We start from the raw sequence: 16,206 nt of genomic DNA, 5'->3' as shown, positions 1-16,206 counted from the left end.
CTTCGGCTGCCTTGAGAGGGGTGGGACGGGAGACAGGATTGGCGGCTGCCGGGGCCGCGTCGGGCGCGTGCCCCGGCAACCGCCAGACCTGGCTAGTAGCGGTTGATCGCGGGAAGCGCGGGAGCGGTCTTGATGACCGTACCGGCAGTGGCCTCCCAGGCCTTCTTGTAGGCACCGTCCTTGTCGAAGGCTTCCAGCTGGTCGTTGATCCAGGTGCGGAAGGCGGTGTCGTCCTTCTTCAGGCCGATGCCGTACGGCTCCTTGGTGAAGGTCTCGTCCGAGGCCAGCTTGAAGGCGTCCGGCTCCTTGGCCACGAAACCGGCCAGGATGACGTTGTCGGTGGTGATCGCTTCAACCTGCTTGTTGCGCAGCGGCTCAAGGCAGGCGGAGTAGGTCGCGGCCGGAACCAGCACTGCTCCGTACTTCTCGACGATCGTGCCGGCGGGGGTGGAACCGGTCACGGAGCAGACGTTCTTGCCCTTGACGTCTTCGGGCTTGGTGATGGTCGTGTTGTCCTTGTTCACCATCAGCGCCTGGCCGGCCTCGTAGTACGGTCCGGCGAAGTCGACTTCAGTCTTGCGCTTGTCGTTGATCGTGTAGGTGGCGACAATGATGTCGACCTTGCCCTGCTTGATGAACTGTTCGCGGTTGGCGGAGACCGTCTCGACCCATTCAATCTTGTCGGCGGGGATGCCCAGCTTGCCGGCGATCAGTTTGCCGATTTCGACGTCGAACCCGACGGGCTTGCCGTCGAGGCCCTTCTGGCCGAACAGCGGCTGGTCGAACTTGGTGCCGATGACGATCTTGCCGGCGGATGAAAGCTTGGCCATGGTGGTGTCGGCAGCGAAGCTGGGCTTCTCGGCGACGGGCGGGTTCGAAGTGGTGGTGCCGCCGCCACAGGCGCTCAGGCTGAGGGCCAGAGCCGCTGATGCGGCTACCAGAAGGGATTTCCTTCGGGTCAAAAATGCCTTCATGACATTCCTTTCATTGGACGGCCGCCATACGGCGGCCAGGGTGCGGAAACGGGGGATCACTCTTGGAGGAAAATTGCGGGAAATCAGCGCGAACCAAGTGCTAAATCAGTGCGTCAGCAGCTTGGAGAGGAAGTCTTTGGCGCGGCTGCTCTTGGGGTTGGTGAAGAACTCTTCAGGGGTGGCGTCCTCGACGATCTGGCCGCCGTCCATAAAGACCACGCGGTCCGCGGCCTTGCGGGCGAAGCCCATCTCGTGCGTGACCACGATCATGGTCATGCCTTCCTTGGCCAGCTGGATCATCACGTCGAGGACTTCGTTGATCATTTCCGGGTCCAGCGCGGAGGTGGGCTCATCGAAGAGCATGACCTTCGGCTTCATGGCCAGGGCGCGGGCGATCGCCACGCGCTGCTGCTGTCCGCCGGACAGCTGGGCGGGCAGTTTGGGCGCCTGGTGTCCGACGCCGACGCGCTCCAGGAGCGTCATGGCGTCCTTGTCCGCCTCGGTCTTCGAGATGCCCTTGACCTTGATCGGGCCCAGCGTGACGTTCTCGAGGATCGTCTTGTGGGCGAAGAGGTTGAAGGACTGGAAGACCATGCCGACGTCGGCGCGGAGTTTTGCGAGTTCCTTGCCCTCTTCGGGCAGGACCTTGCCGTCGATCTTGATCACACCGTCGTCGATGGTCTCAAGACGGTTGATGGCCCGGCAAAGAGTCGACTTGCCGGAACCCGACGGTCCGATGACGACAACAACCTCGCCCTTGCGGACATTCAGGTTGATGTCCTTCAGGACGTGCAACTGGCCGTAATGCTTATTGACGGCATTCAGGGAGACGAGCGCGTCGCCGGGCACTTGAGTAGTCATAAGAAGAATCTAGCGAACATTGCCGCAATATGACTGCAATCACTCCCACTTCGTGGAGATCGTGATTCAAGAGATACCTGCAGGTCAGGATGCCTCGGGGGGCTTCAGGTATCCTGACCGGCAGGCCGGGGGAGTCATTGCCGCCGGGAAATTGCCCGGGACTGCCGGCGCGGCGCGGACCAACATCCGCGCTACCCTGTGGGCATGAGTACCGATTCGCAGCAACAGGGAGACCCGGCGCCAGCCGTAAAGTCAGCTGGCACGTCAGGCGGAAAGACAGCCGGAAAGCCCGCCGGAAAGCCCGCCGGAACGACAGCTGGCACGCCTGCCGGAAAGCCCGCCGGAAAGACCGCCGCGGCGGCAGGGGAACCCCGCGACCCGGCGCCCGCGCCCGGGATCCGGCACAAGGGCCCCCTGGAGCTGCGGCGCAAGGCCGCCAAGGTCACGATGTCGGACCGGACCCTGCTGGACACGAAGGGCCCGGGCCAGTTTGTCCATACCGACCCGTGGCGCGTCCTGAGGATCCAGAGCGAGTTTGTGGAAGGTTTTGGCGCGCTGGCAGACCTGGGCCCGGCAGTCAGCGTCTTCGGCTCGGCGCGGACCATCCCCGGCAGCCTGAACTACGAACTCGCCGTCGAGGTGGGGCGCCAGCTGGCCGAAGCCGGACTGGCGGTAATCACCGGCGGTGGCCCCGGCTCGATGGAGGCAGCCAACAAGGGTGCTGTGCAGGGCAACGGCGTATCGGTGGGACTCGGGATCGAACTGCCCTTCGAGCAGGGGATGAACCAGTGGGTTGACCTGGGGATCAACTTCCGTTATTTCTTCGCCCGCAAGACCATGTTCGTGAAGTACGCCCAGGGGTTCATCGTGCTCCCGGGCGGCCTCGGGACCCTGGACGAACTCTTCGAAGCAATGGTCCTGGTCCAGACCCGGAAGGTCACCTCGTTCCCGATTGTCCTGATCGGAACGGCGTTCTGGAGCCCGATGGTGGAATGGATCCAGTCCACCCTGGTGTCCGAGGGCATGATGTCCGAGGAGGACCTGGACCTGATCCAGGTTGTCGATGATCCGGCGCTCGCCGTGGAACTGGTGGTGGAAGGTGCCGCCCGGCACCGGAACCCCAACGGCAGCGGAGGTCCTGGCGGCTCGCGGGGCTGACGGGCCACCAGCCGGGCACGCCGTCGTCTGGCACGATGGGGGTGTGAGTTTCTTCCTGGTTTTCCTTGCGATTGCGCTGGCCGGCGCCGCTTTCCTCCTCGGCACCGGCAGGGCGTCGAGAGTCTTCCGCAGCCGGCGGGGAGCGGACGACGGCGGGCCGCGGGCCCTCGATGACGGCTTCGACGCACCGGTGGCGAACCTCCCGCCGGTGCTGCTGCCGGCCGAGGCGGAACCGTCCGACGTCGACCGTCTCCGCTTCGCTGTGGGGCTGCGGGGATACCGGATGGACCAGGTCGACCAGGTGCTGGACGACTTGCGGGACCAGCTGGCAGCCAGGGACCGGAAGATCGCGGATCTCGGCGCCGAACTGGGACGCCGGCGCGTTGACACAGAGCACGCTCCGTGAGCAGTGAGCACCCCCCTGCCGGGGCGCCGGACACGGTGCAGCGGGACCGCCGCGACGGCGGGGCCGGGAACGCCGGACACCCCGGGCAACCGGGGCTCACCGGCTCCGCCTGGAACGTTGTCGCGGCAGCTGCCACCAGGGCGACGCGCTGGCCCTGGTGGGTGCAGGTGGGCGGGCTCTATCTTGGCGCACGGCTGATAAGTGCCTGCATCTTCATGGCCGCGGCCCTGCACCAGGGCGTTAACCCCTGGTTTCCGGCCAAACCGGACTACTGGTCGTTCGTCAATATCTGGGATGCCCGCTGGTACGGCGAGGTCCTTAAGAACGGCTACCCGGAAGTCCTGCCGACCGACGGGACTGGCGCCGTGCAGGAAAATGCCTGGGCCTTTTATGCGCTTTTTCCGCTGCTGGGCCGCGTCCTCTCGGTCCTGACCGGAATGCATCCGGCGTTTGCCCTGACGCTCATCGCCATGGTCTGCGGCCTGGGGGCGGCACTGGTCATCTACCGCCTGTTCCGGTGCCGGGCATCGCACGCCACGGCTTTGTGGGGAACGGTGTTCGTCTCCACCTTTCCGGTGTCGCCGGTGCTCCAGGTGCCGTACGCCGAGTCGCTGAACCTGCTCCTGCTGGCCTCCGCCCTGCTGCTGGTGCTGGAACGCCGGTACCTGTGGGCCATGCCCGTCGTTGTGCTGATGTGCCTGTCCCGGCCGACCGGTGTGCCGTTCGCGGCGATGATCGGGCTGCTGTTCCTCTACCGGCTCTGGCAGTACTTCCTGGCAACCCGCCGCACCCCACCAGAGGCAGAGACGGCTCCCGGGGCAGAGACGGCCGGCGCAGTGCGGTCCAGGTCAATACCGGACGGCCGCAGCCAGCTCTGGTCGCTCGCGGGGCTGACAGTGGTCAGCGGAGCCGGGGCCCTGCTGTGGCCGGCCATCGCCTGGGCCGTCACGGGGGACATCCAGGCCTATACCAAGACCGAAACCGTCTGGCGCGGCCACGACCTGGTGCCGTTCAAGCCCTGGTTCGACACCGGAGTCCTGCTGTTCGGGCCGGTCCTGGGGCTGCTGGCACCCTTCGTTTTCGTTGCGCTCTTCGCCCTGCTGATGATGTGCCGCCCGGTGCGGGCCCTGGGCACCGAACTGCGGCTGTGGTGTGCCTGCTACCTGGGCTACCTGCTGCTGTTCCTGCATCCCCAGACGAGCACTTTCCGGATGCTGCTGCCACTCTTTCCGCTGGCCCTGGGCGCGGCCCTGCTCTCCCGTTCCCGTGCGTACCGGGGCGCGGTGGTGGTGATGTTCCTGCTGCTGCAGATCGTCTGGATTGTCTGGCTGTGGGCCTGGGCGCCGCTGCCAGGCGGCGGGGACTATCCGCCGTGACGGGTGGCACGTTTCGCGGCTCCCGGCCCGGCGTGACACGGCGCGGCGGAAAGTCCAACGATTAGCTACCGCCGCGTTGTTACGCGATAATAGATGGTAAGCAAGGACAAGAAGCAAACTGACTTTATGGCCCCGATGGCTACCATCAGGGCCGCCGGGCAGCTTGATTGACTAAGCGGACGCAGCCCGGCCGGGCTGGTATGTCATTGGACTAATGAAGGGGATATTCCTTATGGCGGCTATGAAACCACGAACCGGCGACGGCCCGATGGAAGTAACCAAAGAAGGACGAAGCTTGATCATGCGCGTCCCGCTCGAAGGCGGCGGACGGCTCGTGGTCGAACTCAATTCTGCCGAAGCTACCAACCTGAAGGAATGCCTCGTCGGCGTCACCGAATAGCTTCACCCAACTCTTTGACAGAGGGCGGGGTCCGCAGCCGGATGGCTGCGGACCCCGCCCCCTTTTCTCTCCGGCAGCGTTGGGAAACCTACTTCTTGACGGCGACCAGCAGGCCGTTGCCCGTGGGCAGCATGGCGGACGCGAGGCGGTCGTCGTCGCGGATGGCCTTGCCCACCTGGCGCAGGACCACGGTGGTGGCCTCCCGGGCGGCCGGGTTGGCGACGCGGTCCTGGTCCAGCGCGTCGTTGACGATCAGCAGCCCCCCGGCCTTGAGCAGGCGGACAGCCTGTTCCACATAGCCGGGGTAGTTCGGCTTGTCGGCGTCAATGAAGACCAGGTCGTAGGCGCCGTCCGTCAGGCGGGGGAGGACGTCGCGGGCCCGGCCGGAAATGGTGCGGGTGCGGTTGGCCGGGCTGCCGGCTTCCTGGAACGCCTCCCGGGCGGCTTTCAGGTGTTCAACGTCGACGTCGATTGTGGTCAGCACGGCCTGCGGACCCAGACCCCGGAGAAGGCAGACGCCGGAGACACCCGCGCCGGTGCCGATTTCGACGGCCGTCTGGGCCTTGGACGCGGCGGCCAGGACGGTCAGGACGGCTCCGATGCCGGGGCCGACCGGGGTGACACCCAGTTCGAAGGACCGTTCGCGCGCGTGCAGCATGACCTCGTCCTCGGCAGGCAGATCTTCTGCGTAGGACCAGCTCGTGGACTTATCGGCGCTCATGGAATTCGCTTTCTGGGCGGCAGGGGGATTGTTCCCCCCAGCCTACTGTGTCCGGTGGTACCGGGCCGGGAGGCGCCCCCGCGACAGGGCCGCCGGCTGCCGGTTCCGCCGTGGGCTGAAGGGCCGCCGGCGTCAGGAAATTCACAGCTTGTTTTGAAATGATGGGAATCCGCTCATCCGTGTGGTGATCGGCGCCGAATCAACGATGCAGGAGCTTGCGCCCGCAAGCACCGTCCACGGCGAAAGCACCATCCACGAGGGGAGCGGACAATGTCGGTTTTGGCAGCTGTCCCTGCAACTGAAGAGACCCAGCCCGCGGCGGAGGCCGAATGGGTCCGGCCCACCTGGGAGGAAGTGGTCACCAACCACTCCGCGAAGGTGTACCGCCTCGCGTACCGGCTGACCGGCAACAAGTACGACGCCGAGGACCTCACCCAGGAGGTGTTCGTCCGCGTGTTCCGTTCGCTGGAGAACTTCAAGCCGGGCACCCTGGACGGGTGGCTGCATCGGATCACCACCAACCTCTTCCTGGACCAGGCCCGGCGCAAGAGCCGGATCCGCTTCGACGCCCTGGCCGACGATGCCGAATCCCGGCTGCCCGGGCGCGAGCCGGGACCGGAGCAGAGCTTCGAGTTCAACAATCTTGACATCGACGTGCAGGCAGCCCTTGAGGAACTTCCCCCGGATTTCCGCGCCGCCGTCGTCCTCTGCGACCTCGAGGGACTGTCCTACGACGAGGTGGCCGTCGCCCTGGGCATCAAACTTGGGACGGTCCGCTCCCGTATCCACCGCGGCCGGACCATGCTCCGGGAGAAGCTGGCGCACCGCGACCCGCGGCCGCAGCAGTCTGCCAAGACCACGCTGAAGCCGCGGCTGAAGCTGCCCCGCATCGCCGGCCTGCTCTGAACCAAGCGATGCGTCTGCTGCAACGCCTGCTGCGCGGCCCCCACGACCGGCGTCGCCAGCACCTGGACTCGTGCCCGGAATGCCGGCTGCAGCAGCGCCGCGAACGCCAGTATCTGGAGCGGCTGCGTGGAGCCGACGTGCCGACGGCCAGCGACGACCTGACCGCGCGCCTGCTGGCCCGCACCGAGGAACTGGCCCGCCGGGAGCCCTCCGCATTGCACCGGCCGGTGCCGGGCCGCGGCTTCCGTCCGGCACTCCGGGCGGCAGCGCTCGTTGCAGGCGGGGCAGCCGCGGCGACCGTCCTGCTCGGCGGATCGGCCTACCTGGTGGGCGGGGATCCCGGCCTGACGGCCGGCGGGGCACCTGCCTCCGTTTTGCTGCAGCGGGACCTAACAGTTTCCGGGGCTGCTGCCTTGGGGACAGAGCCTGGGGCCGGGGCAGGGGCGCCGACCAGCTGGGGCCTCACGGGGGAACCCGATTTCACTCCGGCGGGCGCCCTCACCGGCGCCCAGCTCTCCACCCTGCGCTCCGCCGGCTGGACCTGCCCCGAGCTCCGTGATCTCGGTTACCGCCTGGTCTGGGCGCAGGCCGGGGAGCTCGCCGGCGGGGAACTGCTTGAGTTGCGTCTGACCAACGGCCGGAATTTTGTCACCGTGCTGGAACAACACGGTGACTTGCCGGGGCAGGCCGGCAGCCCGGGCGCCGGGGGACAAACTGGCGTGCCGGTCCCGGTCAACGTGCTCACGGGCCGCCTTGCGACGTCAGACGGTTTCACCGCCGCGACAGTGCCGGAAGGCGACCCGGTGGCCGGTGCCGCAGCCGGGACCGGCAACGGGACCCTGTGGATCAACCACACGTCACCCTTTGCCGCCATCTACCAGGCCGGCGATACCACCTTCACGTTCGTGACCGACCAGCCGGCGGAACAGGCCGCCGACGGCGTGGCAGCGCTGGTGCGGTCCCGCAGCTCGGCAGCGCGGACAGCCAGTGAAGGGACAGCCGGGGAGCCTGGCACCCCCGGCGCAGGGTCTGCCAAAAGCAGCGCCGCAGCGGCCGACGCCGGCCCCGACATCGCCGGGAGGCTGGAGCGCGGGCTGGCCAGGATCGTGGAGCTGCTGGCGCCGTGACCGCGCCAACCGTCGCGCACCGGCAGCGCAACCGCCCGGGCCGGGCGCCGTGTGTCGGGGCCGAATCGTTCCGGCCCCGATGGAAAGGGTAATCTTCCTACAGTGCTTGGAATCAATGGACCGGAGTTCTTACTTCTGCTGATCATCGGACTGATGGTGATTGGTCCCAGTAGGCTGCCCGAATACACCCAGAAACTTGCCAATATAGTCAAGGAAGTCCGCCGGATGGCATCGGGGGCCCGGGAGCAGATCAAGGAAGAAGTCGGCATCGACATCGATGACGTCGACTGGAAAAAGTACGATCCCCGGCAATACGATCCGCGCCGGATCATCAAAGAAGCGCTGCTGGACGATGACACCAAACCGGTGAGCGCCGGCGCCCCGGCCGCCGTCGCCACCGTGGCAGCCGCCTCCGCGGCGGCTGCGGAACGCCGGCCCGAGCGGGCGGTTGAGCGGCTCCCGGACGGCGAGCCGGCGCCCTTCGACTCAGAAGCCACCTAGCCTCAGAAGCCACCTGGCTCAGAAGCCACCTGGCCGCAAAAGCCACCTAGCGGGGCTGCAGGCCGAGCGGCTTTCCGCTCAGCCCGCGCGGGACCGAGGCGAGCGCCCCGGCGATGTCCAGCAGTGCCATGGCTGCCGGCGTTTCGGGCCGGCCGAGCACCAGCGGAACGCCGGCGTCGCCGCCTTCCCGCAGCAGGATGTCCAGCGGAATCTGTCCCAGCAGCGGAACATCGGTCCCGACCGTGGCGGACAGCCGTTCGGCGAGCACCGCGCCGCCGCCACTTCCGAACAGCTCCATCCGGCCGCCGTCGGGCATTTCCAGGTACGACATGTTTTCCACGACGCCGGCGACGCTCTGGCCGGTCTGGGTCGCGATGGCGCCGGCCCGTTCAGCCACGTCCGCGGCCGCGGCCTGGGGGGTGGTCACCACCAGGATCTGGGCCTGCGGCAGCAGCTGGGCCACGGAGATGGCGATGTCGCCGGTGCCGGGCGGAAGGTCCAGGAAGAGGACGTCGAGATCGCCGAAGTAGACGTCGGTGAGGAACTGCTCCAGGGCCCGGTGCAACATCGGCCCGCGCCAGGCAACCGGCTGGTTGCCGGCGACGAACATGCCAATCGAGATGACTTTGACCCCGTAGGCCACCGGCGGCAGGATCATGTCATCGACCCGGGTGGGGGCCTGGGTGATGCCCATCAGCGCGGGCACGGAGAAACCGTGGACGTCCGCGTCCACGATCCCCACCCGCAGCCCCTGGGCGGCCAGGGCGCAGGCGAGGTTCACCGTGACGGAGGACTTGCCCACGCCGCCCTTGCCGCTTGCGACGGCGTACACCCGGGTCAGCGAGCCGGGTTCGTTGAACGGGATCCCGCGCTGGCCGCCGGCGCCCCGGAGCTGCTCCTTGAGGGTGTCGCGCTGCTCCTGCGTCATGACCTGCAGTTCGACGTCGACGCCGGTGACCCCGGGCACGGCAGTCAGGGCCGCCACGCAGTCGGCGGTGATGGTGCCGCGCAAGGGGCAGCCGGCGATGGTCAGGAGCACCACGATCCGCACCAGGCCGTCGTCGGAGATCTTTACCGAGTCGAGCATGCCCAGTTCGGTGATGGGACGGCGCAGCTCGGGATCGATCACGGTGGCGAGTGCGGCGCGCACCGCCCTTTCCCTGGCCGAAGCCGGGGAAATGCCCTGGGTGGTGCTGTCCTGGCTGGGGTTCATGCGGTGGCTGCTCAGTTCTCGGGGAAAGCGGGGGGTAACGGTGCGCCGGCGCTGTCCGGTCCGGCAGCCGGCAGCCTGTCCGGCACCGTGTCCGGCGCTGTGGTGGCGGTGGTGTCCGGCGCGGCGACGGCGGTCTTGCCCGGCCGGGGGTCGTTCTTGCCGCCGGACTTGACCCGGGCGACCTGTTGGGTCCGGGGGTTGCGCTGCTTGTCGCGGCGTTCCTTCAGTTTGTCCTTGACCTTGTCCCGCGGCGTCTCGTGGACACCGGCGGAGGGATCGTGGGTGCGCAGTTCCTCCTGCGCCTCCAGCATGTCCTCGAGCAGGCTGCGCAGTTCGGCCCGGACGTAGTCGCGGGTGGCGACTTCGCGCAGGGCGATCCGCAGCGAGGCGAGTTCCCGGGTCAGGTATTCGGTGTCGGAGAGGTTGCGCTCCGCGCGCTGGCGGTCCTGCTGGAGGGAGACGCGGTCACGGTCGTCCTGCCGGTTCTGGGCCAGGAGCAGGAGCGGCGCGGCGTAGGAGGCCTGCAGCGAGAGCATCAGGGTCAGCAGGGTATAGCCGAGGGCACGGGAGTCGAACTGCCACTCCAGCGGGGCAAAGGTGTTCCAGACCAGCCAGACGACGACGAACACCGTCATGTAGACCAGGAACTGCGGTGTGCCCATGAAGCGGGCGAAGCCTTCCGTGGTCTGGCCGAAGGCGTCCGGGTTCGGGGAAAACTTCGGCAGAATCCGTTGCCGGCCGCTCAGGGGTGTATCCAGGCCGCCTTTATCCGATTTGCTGCCCGGCCGGACTTGGGGGTTCCGTGGTGCGCTGTTATCAGCCAATGCGGCCTCCAAGCTTCCTTATCGGGACATCGTCCTCGTGGGCGCGCCAGTCATCGGGCAGCAGATGATCCAGCACATCGTCAACAGTCACCGCCCCCACAAGCCGACCGTCGCTGTTGACGACGGGGAGCGAGTTGAGGTTGTAGGTGGCCAGCGTGCGGGCCACCTCGCTGATGTGGGCCTGGTCCGACACCGGCTCCAGCGTCTTGTCCACCAGGTTGCCCAACGGTTCGGGCGGCGGGTAGCGCAGCAGCTGCTGGATGTGCACGACGCCGAGGAAACGGCCGGTGGGCGTCTCCAACGGGGGCCGGGCGATGAAGATCGACGATGCGAGGGCGGGGGAGAGCTCTTCGCGGCGGACGTGGGCGAGGGCCTCGGCCACGGTGGCTTCCGGGGGCAAGATGACCGGGACCGGGGTCATCAGGCCGCCGGCGGTGTCCTCGTCGTACTCAAGCAGCCGGCGGACGTCTTCGGCGCCTTCGGGTTCCATCAGCTGCAGCAATTGTTCGGCCTGCGCGCTGGGCAGCTCTGCGAGGAGGTCGGCGGCGTCGTCCGGATCCATTTCCTCCAGCACGTCCGCGGCCCGGTTCACGTCGAGCGCGGAGAGGATCTCCACCTGGTCGCCCTCCGGCATCTCCTGCAGGACGTCGGCGAGGCGTTCGTCCTGCAGCTCGCTGGCGACCTCGAAACGGCGCTTGTCGCTCATCTCCTGCAGCGCTTCGGCGAAGTCGGCGGGCTTGAGGTCCTCGTGGGTCGCGACGAACTGGGTGGCGGCCTGGGGCTCGGTACGGGCTCCCTGCTGCGCGTCGGCCCAGTCGATGATCATGGTTTCGTTGCGGCGCAGCCTGCTCAACGGGGAGAGGGAATGGCCGCGGCGGACAAAGAGCTTGCTGACGAACCAGTCGCCGGAGCGGTGCCGGTCCATCGCGATGTCCTCGATGGTGGCGTCCCCGCTGCCGTCGGCCAGCGTGACCCGGCGGTCAAACATCTCGGCCACGACCAGGGTTTCGGCGCCGCGCTGCTCGAAGCGCCGCAGGTTCACCAGCCCGGTGCAGATGATCTGGGTCTGGTCGATCGAGGTGATCCGGGTCATCGGCACGAAGACCCGCTTTTTCCCGGGAACCTCGACGACGATGCCCACCACGTGCGGGGCGCCGCGGGTCCCGCGGGAGAGCACCACAACGTCGCGCAGCCGTCCCAGCCGGTCGCCCAGAGGATCGAAGACGTCGAGGCCGAGGAGGCGCGCAACAAACACCCGCGATATATTTGTGCTCACCTGTACAGGCTACCGAGTCCGCTCTCTTTTAGCTGAATTTACAGCCGGTGCCCAGCCGGATAGGTAAGAATGGTCGTATGTCAAACATTTTTGGTGCTCCCAGGGCTGGCGCCCCCAACGGCCCGGACGAGGCCCGCAGTGTCCCCAAGGGTGACACCGTCGGTTCCTACCACTCCTACCTGGATGCCCAGAAGGCGGTGGACTACCTCGCGGACCAGCAATTTCCGGTGCAGATGGTCTCGATCGTCGGCAACGACCTGAAGATGGTGGAGCGGGTGACGGGCAGGCTGACGTACCCACGAGTGGCGCTTTCGGGTGCGCTGAGCGGCATGTGGTTCGGCCTGTTCGTCGGCATCATGCTCTCCTTCTTCTCCACGACCGACGGGGCTTTCTCGATCATTACGTCGGTGCTCATGGGTGCAGCGTTCTTTATGCTGTTCGGCATCGTGACCTACGCCATGCAGCGGGGGAAGCGCGACTTCACCTCCACGAGCCAGGTGGTGGCCACCAACTACGACGTCGTCGTCTCCTTCGAAGCGGCCAACGAGGCGCGGCGCTTGCTGCACCAGCTGCCGATGACCCAGCAGGACGCCTCTTCGTCGGCCGGATATTCCCAGCGCGACTACCAGCACCAGCCATACCAGCCGGGTCCGCAGCAGGGTTCCCAGCAGCCGGGCCAGGAGCCGCAGCGTCCGGCCGGCTGGAACGACCCCTACGGGCAGCGGGCCCCCGACGCCGGCGGGCAACAGCCCGGTGCACAGCAGCCTGGAGGACCGCAGACCGGCAACCAGCCGGCCGGAGGCCAGCAGGCGGAGCCCCACCTTCGGCCGGCAGGATCTGCCGATACCGCGGCGGAGACCGAAGAGGTCGCCAAGTCGGCCGGGTTCGCCTACCCGGACCTGCCGGACGGCCGCCCGCAGTACGGGGTCCGCGTCACCGATGCGCCCAAGCAGGGACCCGACGAGGGCGATTCGCAGCACTAACCGGCAATGCAGGAGGCCTCCGCCCCGGAATGATCCGGGCGGAGGCCTTCTGCATGTCAGCGGCGGCAACTGTAGGCCGGCGGAATTACGCCGTCTGGCCGTCAGCTTCCTGGTAGATGCCGGCCATCCAGGACTCGACGTCGTCAGCCTTGCGTGGCAGGGCAGCGCTGAGGTTGACCGGACCGTCGGCGGTCATCAGGATGTCGTCCTCGATGCGGACCCCGATCCCGCGGTACTCCTCGGGGATCGCGAGGTCCTCGGCCTTGAAGTAGAGCCCGGGTTCGATCGTGAAGACCATGCCAGCGGTCAGCACGCCGTCGAGGTACAGGTCGCGCTTGGCCTGGGCGCAGTCGTGCACGTCGAGGCCCAGGTGGTGGCTGGTGCCGTGCGGCATCCAGCGGCGGTGCTGCTGGCCCTCCGCGCTGATGGCTTCCTCGACGGAGACCGGCAGCAGGCCCCATTCGGCCAGCCGTTCCGCCAGCACGGTCGTCGCTGCCGTGTGGATCTCGCGGAACCTGGTGCCGGGCCGCGCGGCGGCAAAGCCGGCGTCGGCGGCGTCCAGTACGGCCTCGTAGACTTTGCGCTGGATCTCGGAGAACGTGCCGTTGGCCGGCAGGGTGCGGGTGATATCGGCGGTGTAGAGCGAATCCGCCTCGACTCCGGCGTCGAGCAGCAACAGCTCGCCGGCGGTGATTTTCCCGGTGTTCCGGGTCCAGTGCAGCACGGTGGCGTTGTTGCCGCTGGCGGCGATGGTGTCGTAGCCGAGCTCGTTGCCTTCCTCCCGGGCCCGGGCGAAGAACGCGCCCTCGACGACCCGCTCGCCGCGCTGGTGGGTGAGCGCCCGCGGCAGGGCCTTGACCACCTCGGTGAAGCCCTGGACGGTGGCGGCGACGGCGGTTTTCATCTGTTCGATTTCCCACTCGTCCTTAAGCAGGCGCAGCTCGGAGAGGGCTTCGGTGAGCTTTTCGTCGAGGGCGTCGAGAATGCCCATGTCCAGGTTCTCAGGGTCCTTGGCCGTGTTGTACCGGGCGGTGTCCACGAGGGCGTCGATGTTCTCGTCCGTCTTCCGGACCAGCCGGATGGAGATCCCGCCGATTTCGGGGGCACCAACGTTCTTGGTGATCGCCAGTTCGAGTCCGCTGATGTCCGCCGTGTCCAAGCCGAGACGGGCCTCGAACTCGGCCAGGGTGGGGCGCGCTCCGACCCAGAATTCACCGGCGCGGGAGTCGGCGTAGAACTGCTCGGTGTCGCGGCCGGCCAGCGGCCGGAAGTACAGCGTCGCGTGGTGGTGGCCACCGTCGTCGCCCTTGCCTTCCCCCGCGGGTTCCAGGATCAGCACGGCGTCGGGCTCATGGTCCAGGCCGAGGCCGGTGAGGTGCGCGAAGCCGGAGTGCGGGCGGAAGCGGTAGTCGCAGTCGTTTGAGCGGACCTTCAGCGGTCCGGCGGGGATGACCAGGCGTTCGCCTTTGAACTGCTCTGAGATGGCGCGCCGCCGGGTGGCTGCATGGCCGGCGACGGTGTCGCGCTCCGGGAGCTGCACGCGGGACGGGGCCCAGTTGCTCGCCATAAACGCCTTGAAGGCGTCGGAGCTGGGCCGCTGTGAGCGGTTGTTGACGCGCTCGTCGAGGGGCTGGGAAGCGGAGACTTGGGTGTTATCTGCATCGTTCACCGTCCCATCGTCTCACCAGCGGAGCGGCTGGGGCGAACAGGCCGGCGGTGCGTCCCGGCGGCGCCGGCGCGTCGATCTACTAGGCTGGAGAGGTGAGGATTGACCTGCATGCCCACTCGAATGTTTCCGACGGCACCGAAGCCCCCGGCGCCGTGATGGCCGCCGCGGCGGCGGCGGGCCTCGACGTCGTCGCCCTCACCGACCATGACTCCACCGACGGCTGGGCGGGTGCCGCGGCCGGTGCCCGCGAGCGCGGCGTAGCGCTGGTGCCGGGGATGGAGATTTCCTGCCGGACGCCGGAGGGCATCAGCGTCCACCTGCTCTGCTACCTGCATGACCCGGCGCACCCCGGGCTGCTGGAGGAAATCACCAAGGCCAAGGACGCCCGTTTCACCCGGGCCGAGCGGATGGTCAGCCTGCTCGCGGAGGACTACCCGCTGAGCTGGGACGATGTCATCCACCACGTCGCGCCGGGCGCCACCCTGGGCCGGCCGCACATCGCCGATGCCCTCGTCGCCGCGGGCGTGGTGGCGGACCGCACCGAGGCCTTCGAATCGATTCTGACCTCGAGATCACGTTATTTCGTGCAGCACTACGCCCCGGACCCGGCGTTCGCCGTCGGACTCGTCCGGGAGGCCGGCGGCGTGCCGGTGTTCGCCCATCCGGTGGCGTCCGCCCGCGGCCGGGTCGTGGGGGAACGCATCTATCAGGAAATGATCGACGCCGGGCTGGCCGGGCTGGAGGTCAACCACCGGGACAATCCCGAGGAGGGCAGGGTGTTCCTGCGCAAACTCGCGGCCCGGCACGGGCTGCTGGTCACGGGGTCCTCCGACTACCACGGGGCCGGGAAGCCGAACCGGCTGGGCGAGAACCTGACCTCGCCGGAGGTTTTTGCCCGGATCGAGGAACTCGGAACCGGGACCGCAGTGGTCCGCTGATCAGGTGCGCGGGAACTCGGTGAAGCTGGCGTGCGGGTACAGCCGCTTGGCCATCACGTCGATGGCGGGCTGGTTCTGGTCCACACAGACGAACTTCCGGCCGAGCTTCGCGGCGACGGCGCCGAGGGTTCCGGACCCGGCGAAAAAGTCCAGGCACCAGTCGCCGGGGCGGCTGGAGGCCGCCACCACGCGGCGGATCAGCCCTTCGGGCTTCTGGGTGGGATAGCCGGTCTTTTCCTTGCCGGTGGGGGACACAATCGTGTGCCACCAGACGTCGGTGGGCAGCTTGCCGAGTTCGCGTTTGGCCGGAGTCACGAGCCCGGGGGCCATGTAGGGTTCCCGGTCCACTTCGGCGCTGTCGAAGTGGTATTTCGTGGGGTTCTTGACGTACACGAGGATGTTGTCGTGCTTGGTGGGCCAGCGGTACTTGGCGCGGGCGCCATAGTCGTAGGCCCAGATGATCTCGTTCAGGAAACACTCGCGGCCGAAAATGGCATCGAGCATAACCTTGGCGTAGTGCACCTCGCGGTAGTCCAGGTGCAGGTACAGGGTGCCGTCGTCGGCGAGCAGCCGCCAGGCCTCGACGAGCCGCGGCTCGAGGAAGGACCAGTAGTCGCTGAACGCGTCGTCGTACTTGTGCAGCGCGCCCTTGATCGTGTCGTAGGAGCGTCCCTTGAACCCGACCCGGTCGCCATCGCCGCCGGCGTTGAGCACCATTCTGGTTTCCTGGCGCTTCTGGACCCGGCCCGTGTTGAAGGGCGGATCCACGTAAATCAGTGTAAAAGCGCCGTCCGGCAGCGTCGGGAGGTACTCCGCGTTGTCCGCGTGTACCACCAGATTGCTGCCGTCCGGCGCCCAGACGGTGTCAGTCAT

The 16,206-nt window shown here is 67.6% G+C and carries 17 protein-coding genes; 9 read left to right on the top strand and 8 right to left on the bottom strand.

Translation table 11 applies throughout. From position 1 onward, the window contains the following. Positions 1 to 92: 92 nt before the first annotated feature. Together AC50X9_RS08515 and AC50X9_RS08510 are read right to left on the bottom strand one after the other, a co-directional pair. The gene (locus tag AC50X9_RS08515) at positions 93 to 974 is read right to left on the bottom strand and encodes a glutamate ABC transporter substrate-binding protein (protein WP_494892390.1); all 882 of its coding nucleotides are present in this window, start codon (positions 972 to 974) and stop codon (positions 93 to 95) included. A 105-nt stretch (positions 975 to 1,079) separates the two neighbouring features. Then, a complete protein-coding gene (locus AC50X9_RS08510; protein ID WP_494892388.1) occupies positions 1,080 to 1,835 on the bottom strand; it encodes an amino acid ABC transporter ATP-binding protein in 756 nt (251 codons plus the stop codon). A 447-nt stretch (positions 1,836 to 2,282) separates the two neighbouring features. Between AC50X9_RS08510 and AC50X9_RS08505 the strand changes: the two genes are divergently transcribed. The 4 genes from AC50X9_RS08505 (at position 2,283) to AC50X9_RS08490 (ending at position 5,175) form a co-directional block, all read left to right on the top strand. Further along, positions 2,283 to 2,993, top strand: coding sequence for an LOG family protein (locus AC50X9_RS08505; protein WP_494892492.1), 711 nt, complete (start codon positions 2,283 to 2,285; stop codon positions 2,991 to 2,993). Between the two features lie 43 nt (positions 2,994 to 3,036). After that, the gene (locus tag AC50X9_RS08500; protein WP_494892386.1) at positions 3,037 to 3,399 is read left to right on the top strand and encodes a DivIVA domain-containing protein; all 363 of its coding nucleotides are present in this window, start codon (positions 3,037 to 3,039) and stop codon (positions 3,397 to 3,399) included. Positions 3,400 to 3,560: 161 nt separating this feature from the next. Next, complete coding sequence (locus AC50X9_RS08495; RefSeq protein ID WP_494892490.1) at positions 3,561 to 4,775, top strand: putative hexosyltransferase; 1,215 nt, start codon at positions 3,561 to 3,563, stop codon at positions 4,773 to 4,775. A gap of 232 nt (positions 4,776 to 5,007) precedes the next feature. After that, the gene (locus AC50X9_RS08490; RefSeq protein ID WP_069949162.1) at positions 5,008 to 5,175 is read left to right on the top strand and encodes a DUF3117 domain-containing protein; all 168 of its coding nucleotides are present in this window, start codon (positions 5,008 to 5,010) and stop codon (positions 5,173 to 5,175) included. An 88-nt stretch (positions 5,176 to 5,263) separates the two neighbouring features. Here AC50X9_RS08490 and AC50X9_RS08485 read toward each other — a convergent pair whose 3' ends face one another. After that, on the bottom strand, positions 5,264 to 5,896 hold the full coding sequence (locus tag AC50X9_RS08485; protein ID WP_494892384.1) for an O-methyltransferase: 633 nt from the start codon (positions 5,894 to 5,896) through the stop codon (positions 5,264 to 5,266). A gap of 270 nt (positions 5,897 to 6,166) precedes the next feature. On the opposite strand from AC50X9_RS08485, the gene sigE reads away from it, so the two are divergent. The 3 genes from sigE (at position 6,167) to AC50X9_RS08470 (ending at position 8,430) form a co-directional block, all read left to right on the top strand. Beyond that, positions 6,167 to 6,802 (top strand): RNA polymerase sigma factor SigE, encoded by a 636-nt coding sequence (gene sigE / locus AC50X9_RS08480; RefSeq protein ID WP_494892382.1) that lies wholly within the window; start codon positions 6,167 to 6,169, stop codon positions 6,800 to 6,802. Positions 6,803 to 6,810: 8 nt separating this feature from the next. Continuing rightward, entirely contained in the window at positions 6,811 to 7,929 is a 1,119-nt protein-coding gene (locus AC50X9_RS08475; RefSeq protein WP_494892380.1) for an anti-sigma factor, read from the top strand. 102 nt (positions 7,930 to 8,031) lie between these two features. Then, positions 8,032 to 8,430, top strand: a complete 399-nt coding sequence (locus AC50X9_RS08470) for a twin-arginine translocase TatA/TatE family subunit (RefSeq protein ID WP_494892378.1) — start codon at positions 8,032 to 8,034, stop codon at positions 8,428 to 8,430. Between the two features lie 46 nt (positions 8,431 to 8,476). Here the strand turns inward: AC50X9_RS08470 and AC50X9_RS08465 are convergent, their stop codons facing one another. Genes AC50X9_RS08465 through AC50X9_RS08455 form a run of 3 tightly spaced genes read right to left on the bottom strand, consistent with a single transcriptional unit; the run spans position 8,477 to position 11,743 of the window. After that, positions 8,477 to 9,643 carry an Mrp/NBP35 family ATP-binding protein gene (locus tag AC50X9_RS08465; protein ID WP_494892376.1) on the bottom strand — a complete coding sequence of 389 codons (1,167 nt, stop codon included), beginning with the start codon at positions 9,641 to 9,643 and terminating at the stop codon, positions 8,477 to 8,479. Positions 9,644 to 9,654: 11 nt separating this feature from the next. Beyond that, positions 9,655 to 10,479 (bottom strand): DUF1003 domain-containing protein, encoded by an 825-nt coding sequence (locus AC50X9_RS08460; protein WP_494892374.1) that lies wholly within the window; start codon positions 10,477 to 10,479, stop codon positions 9,655 to 9,657. Further along, positions 10,460 to 11,743, bottom strand: a complete 1,284-nt coding sequence (locus tag AC50X9_RS08455) for a magnesium transporter MgtE N-terminal domain-containing protein (RefSeq protein WP_494892372.1) — start codon at positions 11,741 to 11,743, stop codon at positions 10,460 to 10,462. Before AC50X9_RS08455 ends, AC50X9_RS08460 begins: the two co-directional genes overlap by 20 nt. A 77-nt stretch (positions 11,744 to 11,820) precedes the next feature. Between AC50X9_RS08455 and AC50X9_RS08450 the strand changes: the two genes are divergently transcribed. Beyond that, a complete protein-coding gene (locus AC50X9_RS08450) occupies positions 11,821 to 12,726 on the top strand; it encodes a YflT domain-containing protein (protein ID WP_494892370.1) in 906 nt (301 codons plus the stop codon). An 85-nt stretch (positions 12,727 to 12,811) separates the two neighbouring features. Here the strand turns inward: AC50X9_RS08450 and AC50X9_RS08445 are convergent, their stop codons facing one another. Beyond that, a complete protein-coding gene (locus tag AC50X9_RS08445) occupies positions 12,812 to 14,395 on the bottom strand; it encodes an aminopeptidase P family protein (protein WP_494892368.1) in 1,584 nt (527 codons plus the stop codon). Between the two features lie 92 nt (positions 14,396 to 14,487). On the opposite strand from AC50X9_RS08445, the gene AC50X9_RS08440 reads away from it, so the two are divergent. After that, complete coding sequence (locus AC50X9_RS08440) at positions 14,488 to 15,333, top strand: PHP domain-containing protein (RefSeq protein WP_494892366.1); 846 nt, start codon at positions 14,488 to 14,490, stop codon at positions 15,331 to 15,333. Here the strand turns inward: AC50X9_RS08440 and AC50X9_RS08435 are convergent, their stop codons facing one another. Continuing rightward, positions 15,334 to 16,206: a DNA-methyltransferase gene (locus AC50X9_RS08435; protein WP_494892364.1), complete on the bottom strand. Its 873-nt coding sequence runs from the start codon at positions 16,204 to 16,206 to the stop codon at positions 15,334 to 15,336.

Source organism: Pseudarthrobacter sp. HLT1-3, from assembly GCF_059383535.1.
Note: the sequence above shows the minus strand (reverse complement) of the source record. Positions and strands in the feature narration are given on the sequence as shown.

Excerpts from the sequence above, each read along its gene's own strand:
- AC50X9_RS08450 (WP_494892370.1), top strand. The coding sequence starts at position 11,821 with ATGTCAAACATTTTTGGTGCTCCCAGGGCTGGCGCCCCCAACGGCCCG.
- sigE (WP_494892382.1), top strand. The coding sequence starts at position 6,167 with ATGTCGGTTTTGGCAGCTGTCCCTGCAACTGAAGAGACCCAGCCCGCG.
- AC50X9_RS08515 (WP_494892390.1), bottom strand. The coding sequence starts at position 974 with ATGAAGGCATTTTTGACCCGAAGGAAATCCCTTCTGGTAGCCGCATCA.
- AC50X9_RS08465 (WP_494892376.1), bottom strand. The coding sequence starts at position 9,643 with ATGAACCCCAGCCAGGACAGCACCACCCAGGGCATTTCCCCGGCTTCG.
- AC50X9_RS08435 (WP_494892364.1), bottom strand. The coding sequence starts at position 16,206 with ATGACTGACACCGTCTGGGCGCCGGACGGCAGCAATCTGGTGGTACAC.
- AC50X9_RS08510 (WP_494892388.1), bottom strand. The coding sequence starts at position 1,835 with ATGACTACTCAAGTGCCCGGCGACGCGCTCGTCTCCCTGAATGCCGTC.
- AC50X9_RS08485 (WP_494892384.1), bottom strand. The coding sequence starts at position 5,896 with ATGAGCGCCGATAAGTCCACGAGCTGGTCCTACGCAGAAGATCTGCCT.
- AC50X9_RS08505 (WP_494892492.1), top strand. The coding sequence starts at position 2,283 with ATGTCGGACCGGACCCTGCTGGACACGAAGGGCCCGGGCCAGTTTGTC.
- AC50X9_RS08490 (WP_069949162.1), top strand. The coding sequence starts at position 5,008 with ATGGCGGCTATGAAACCACGAACCGGCGACGGCCCGATGGAAGTAACC.
- AC50X9_RS08475 (WP_494892380.1), top strand. The coding sequence starts at position 6,811 with ATGCGTCTGCTGCAACGCCTGCTGCGCGGCCCCCACGACCGGCGTCGC.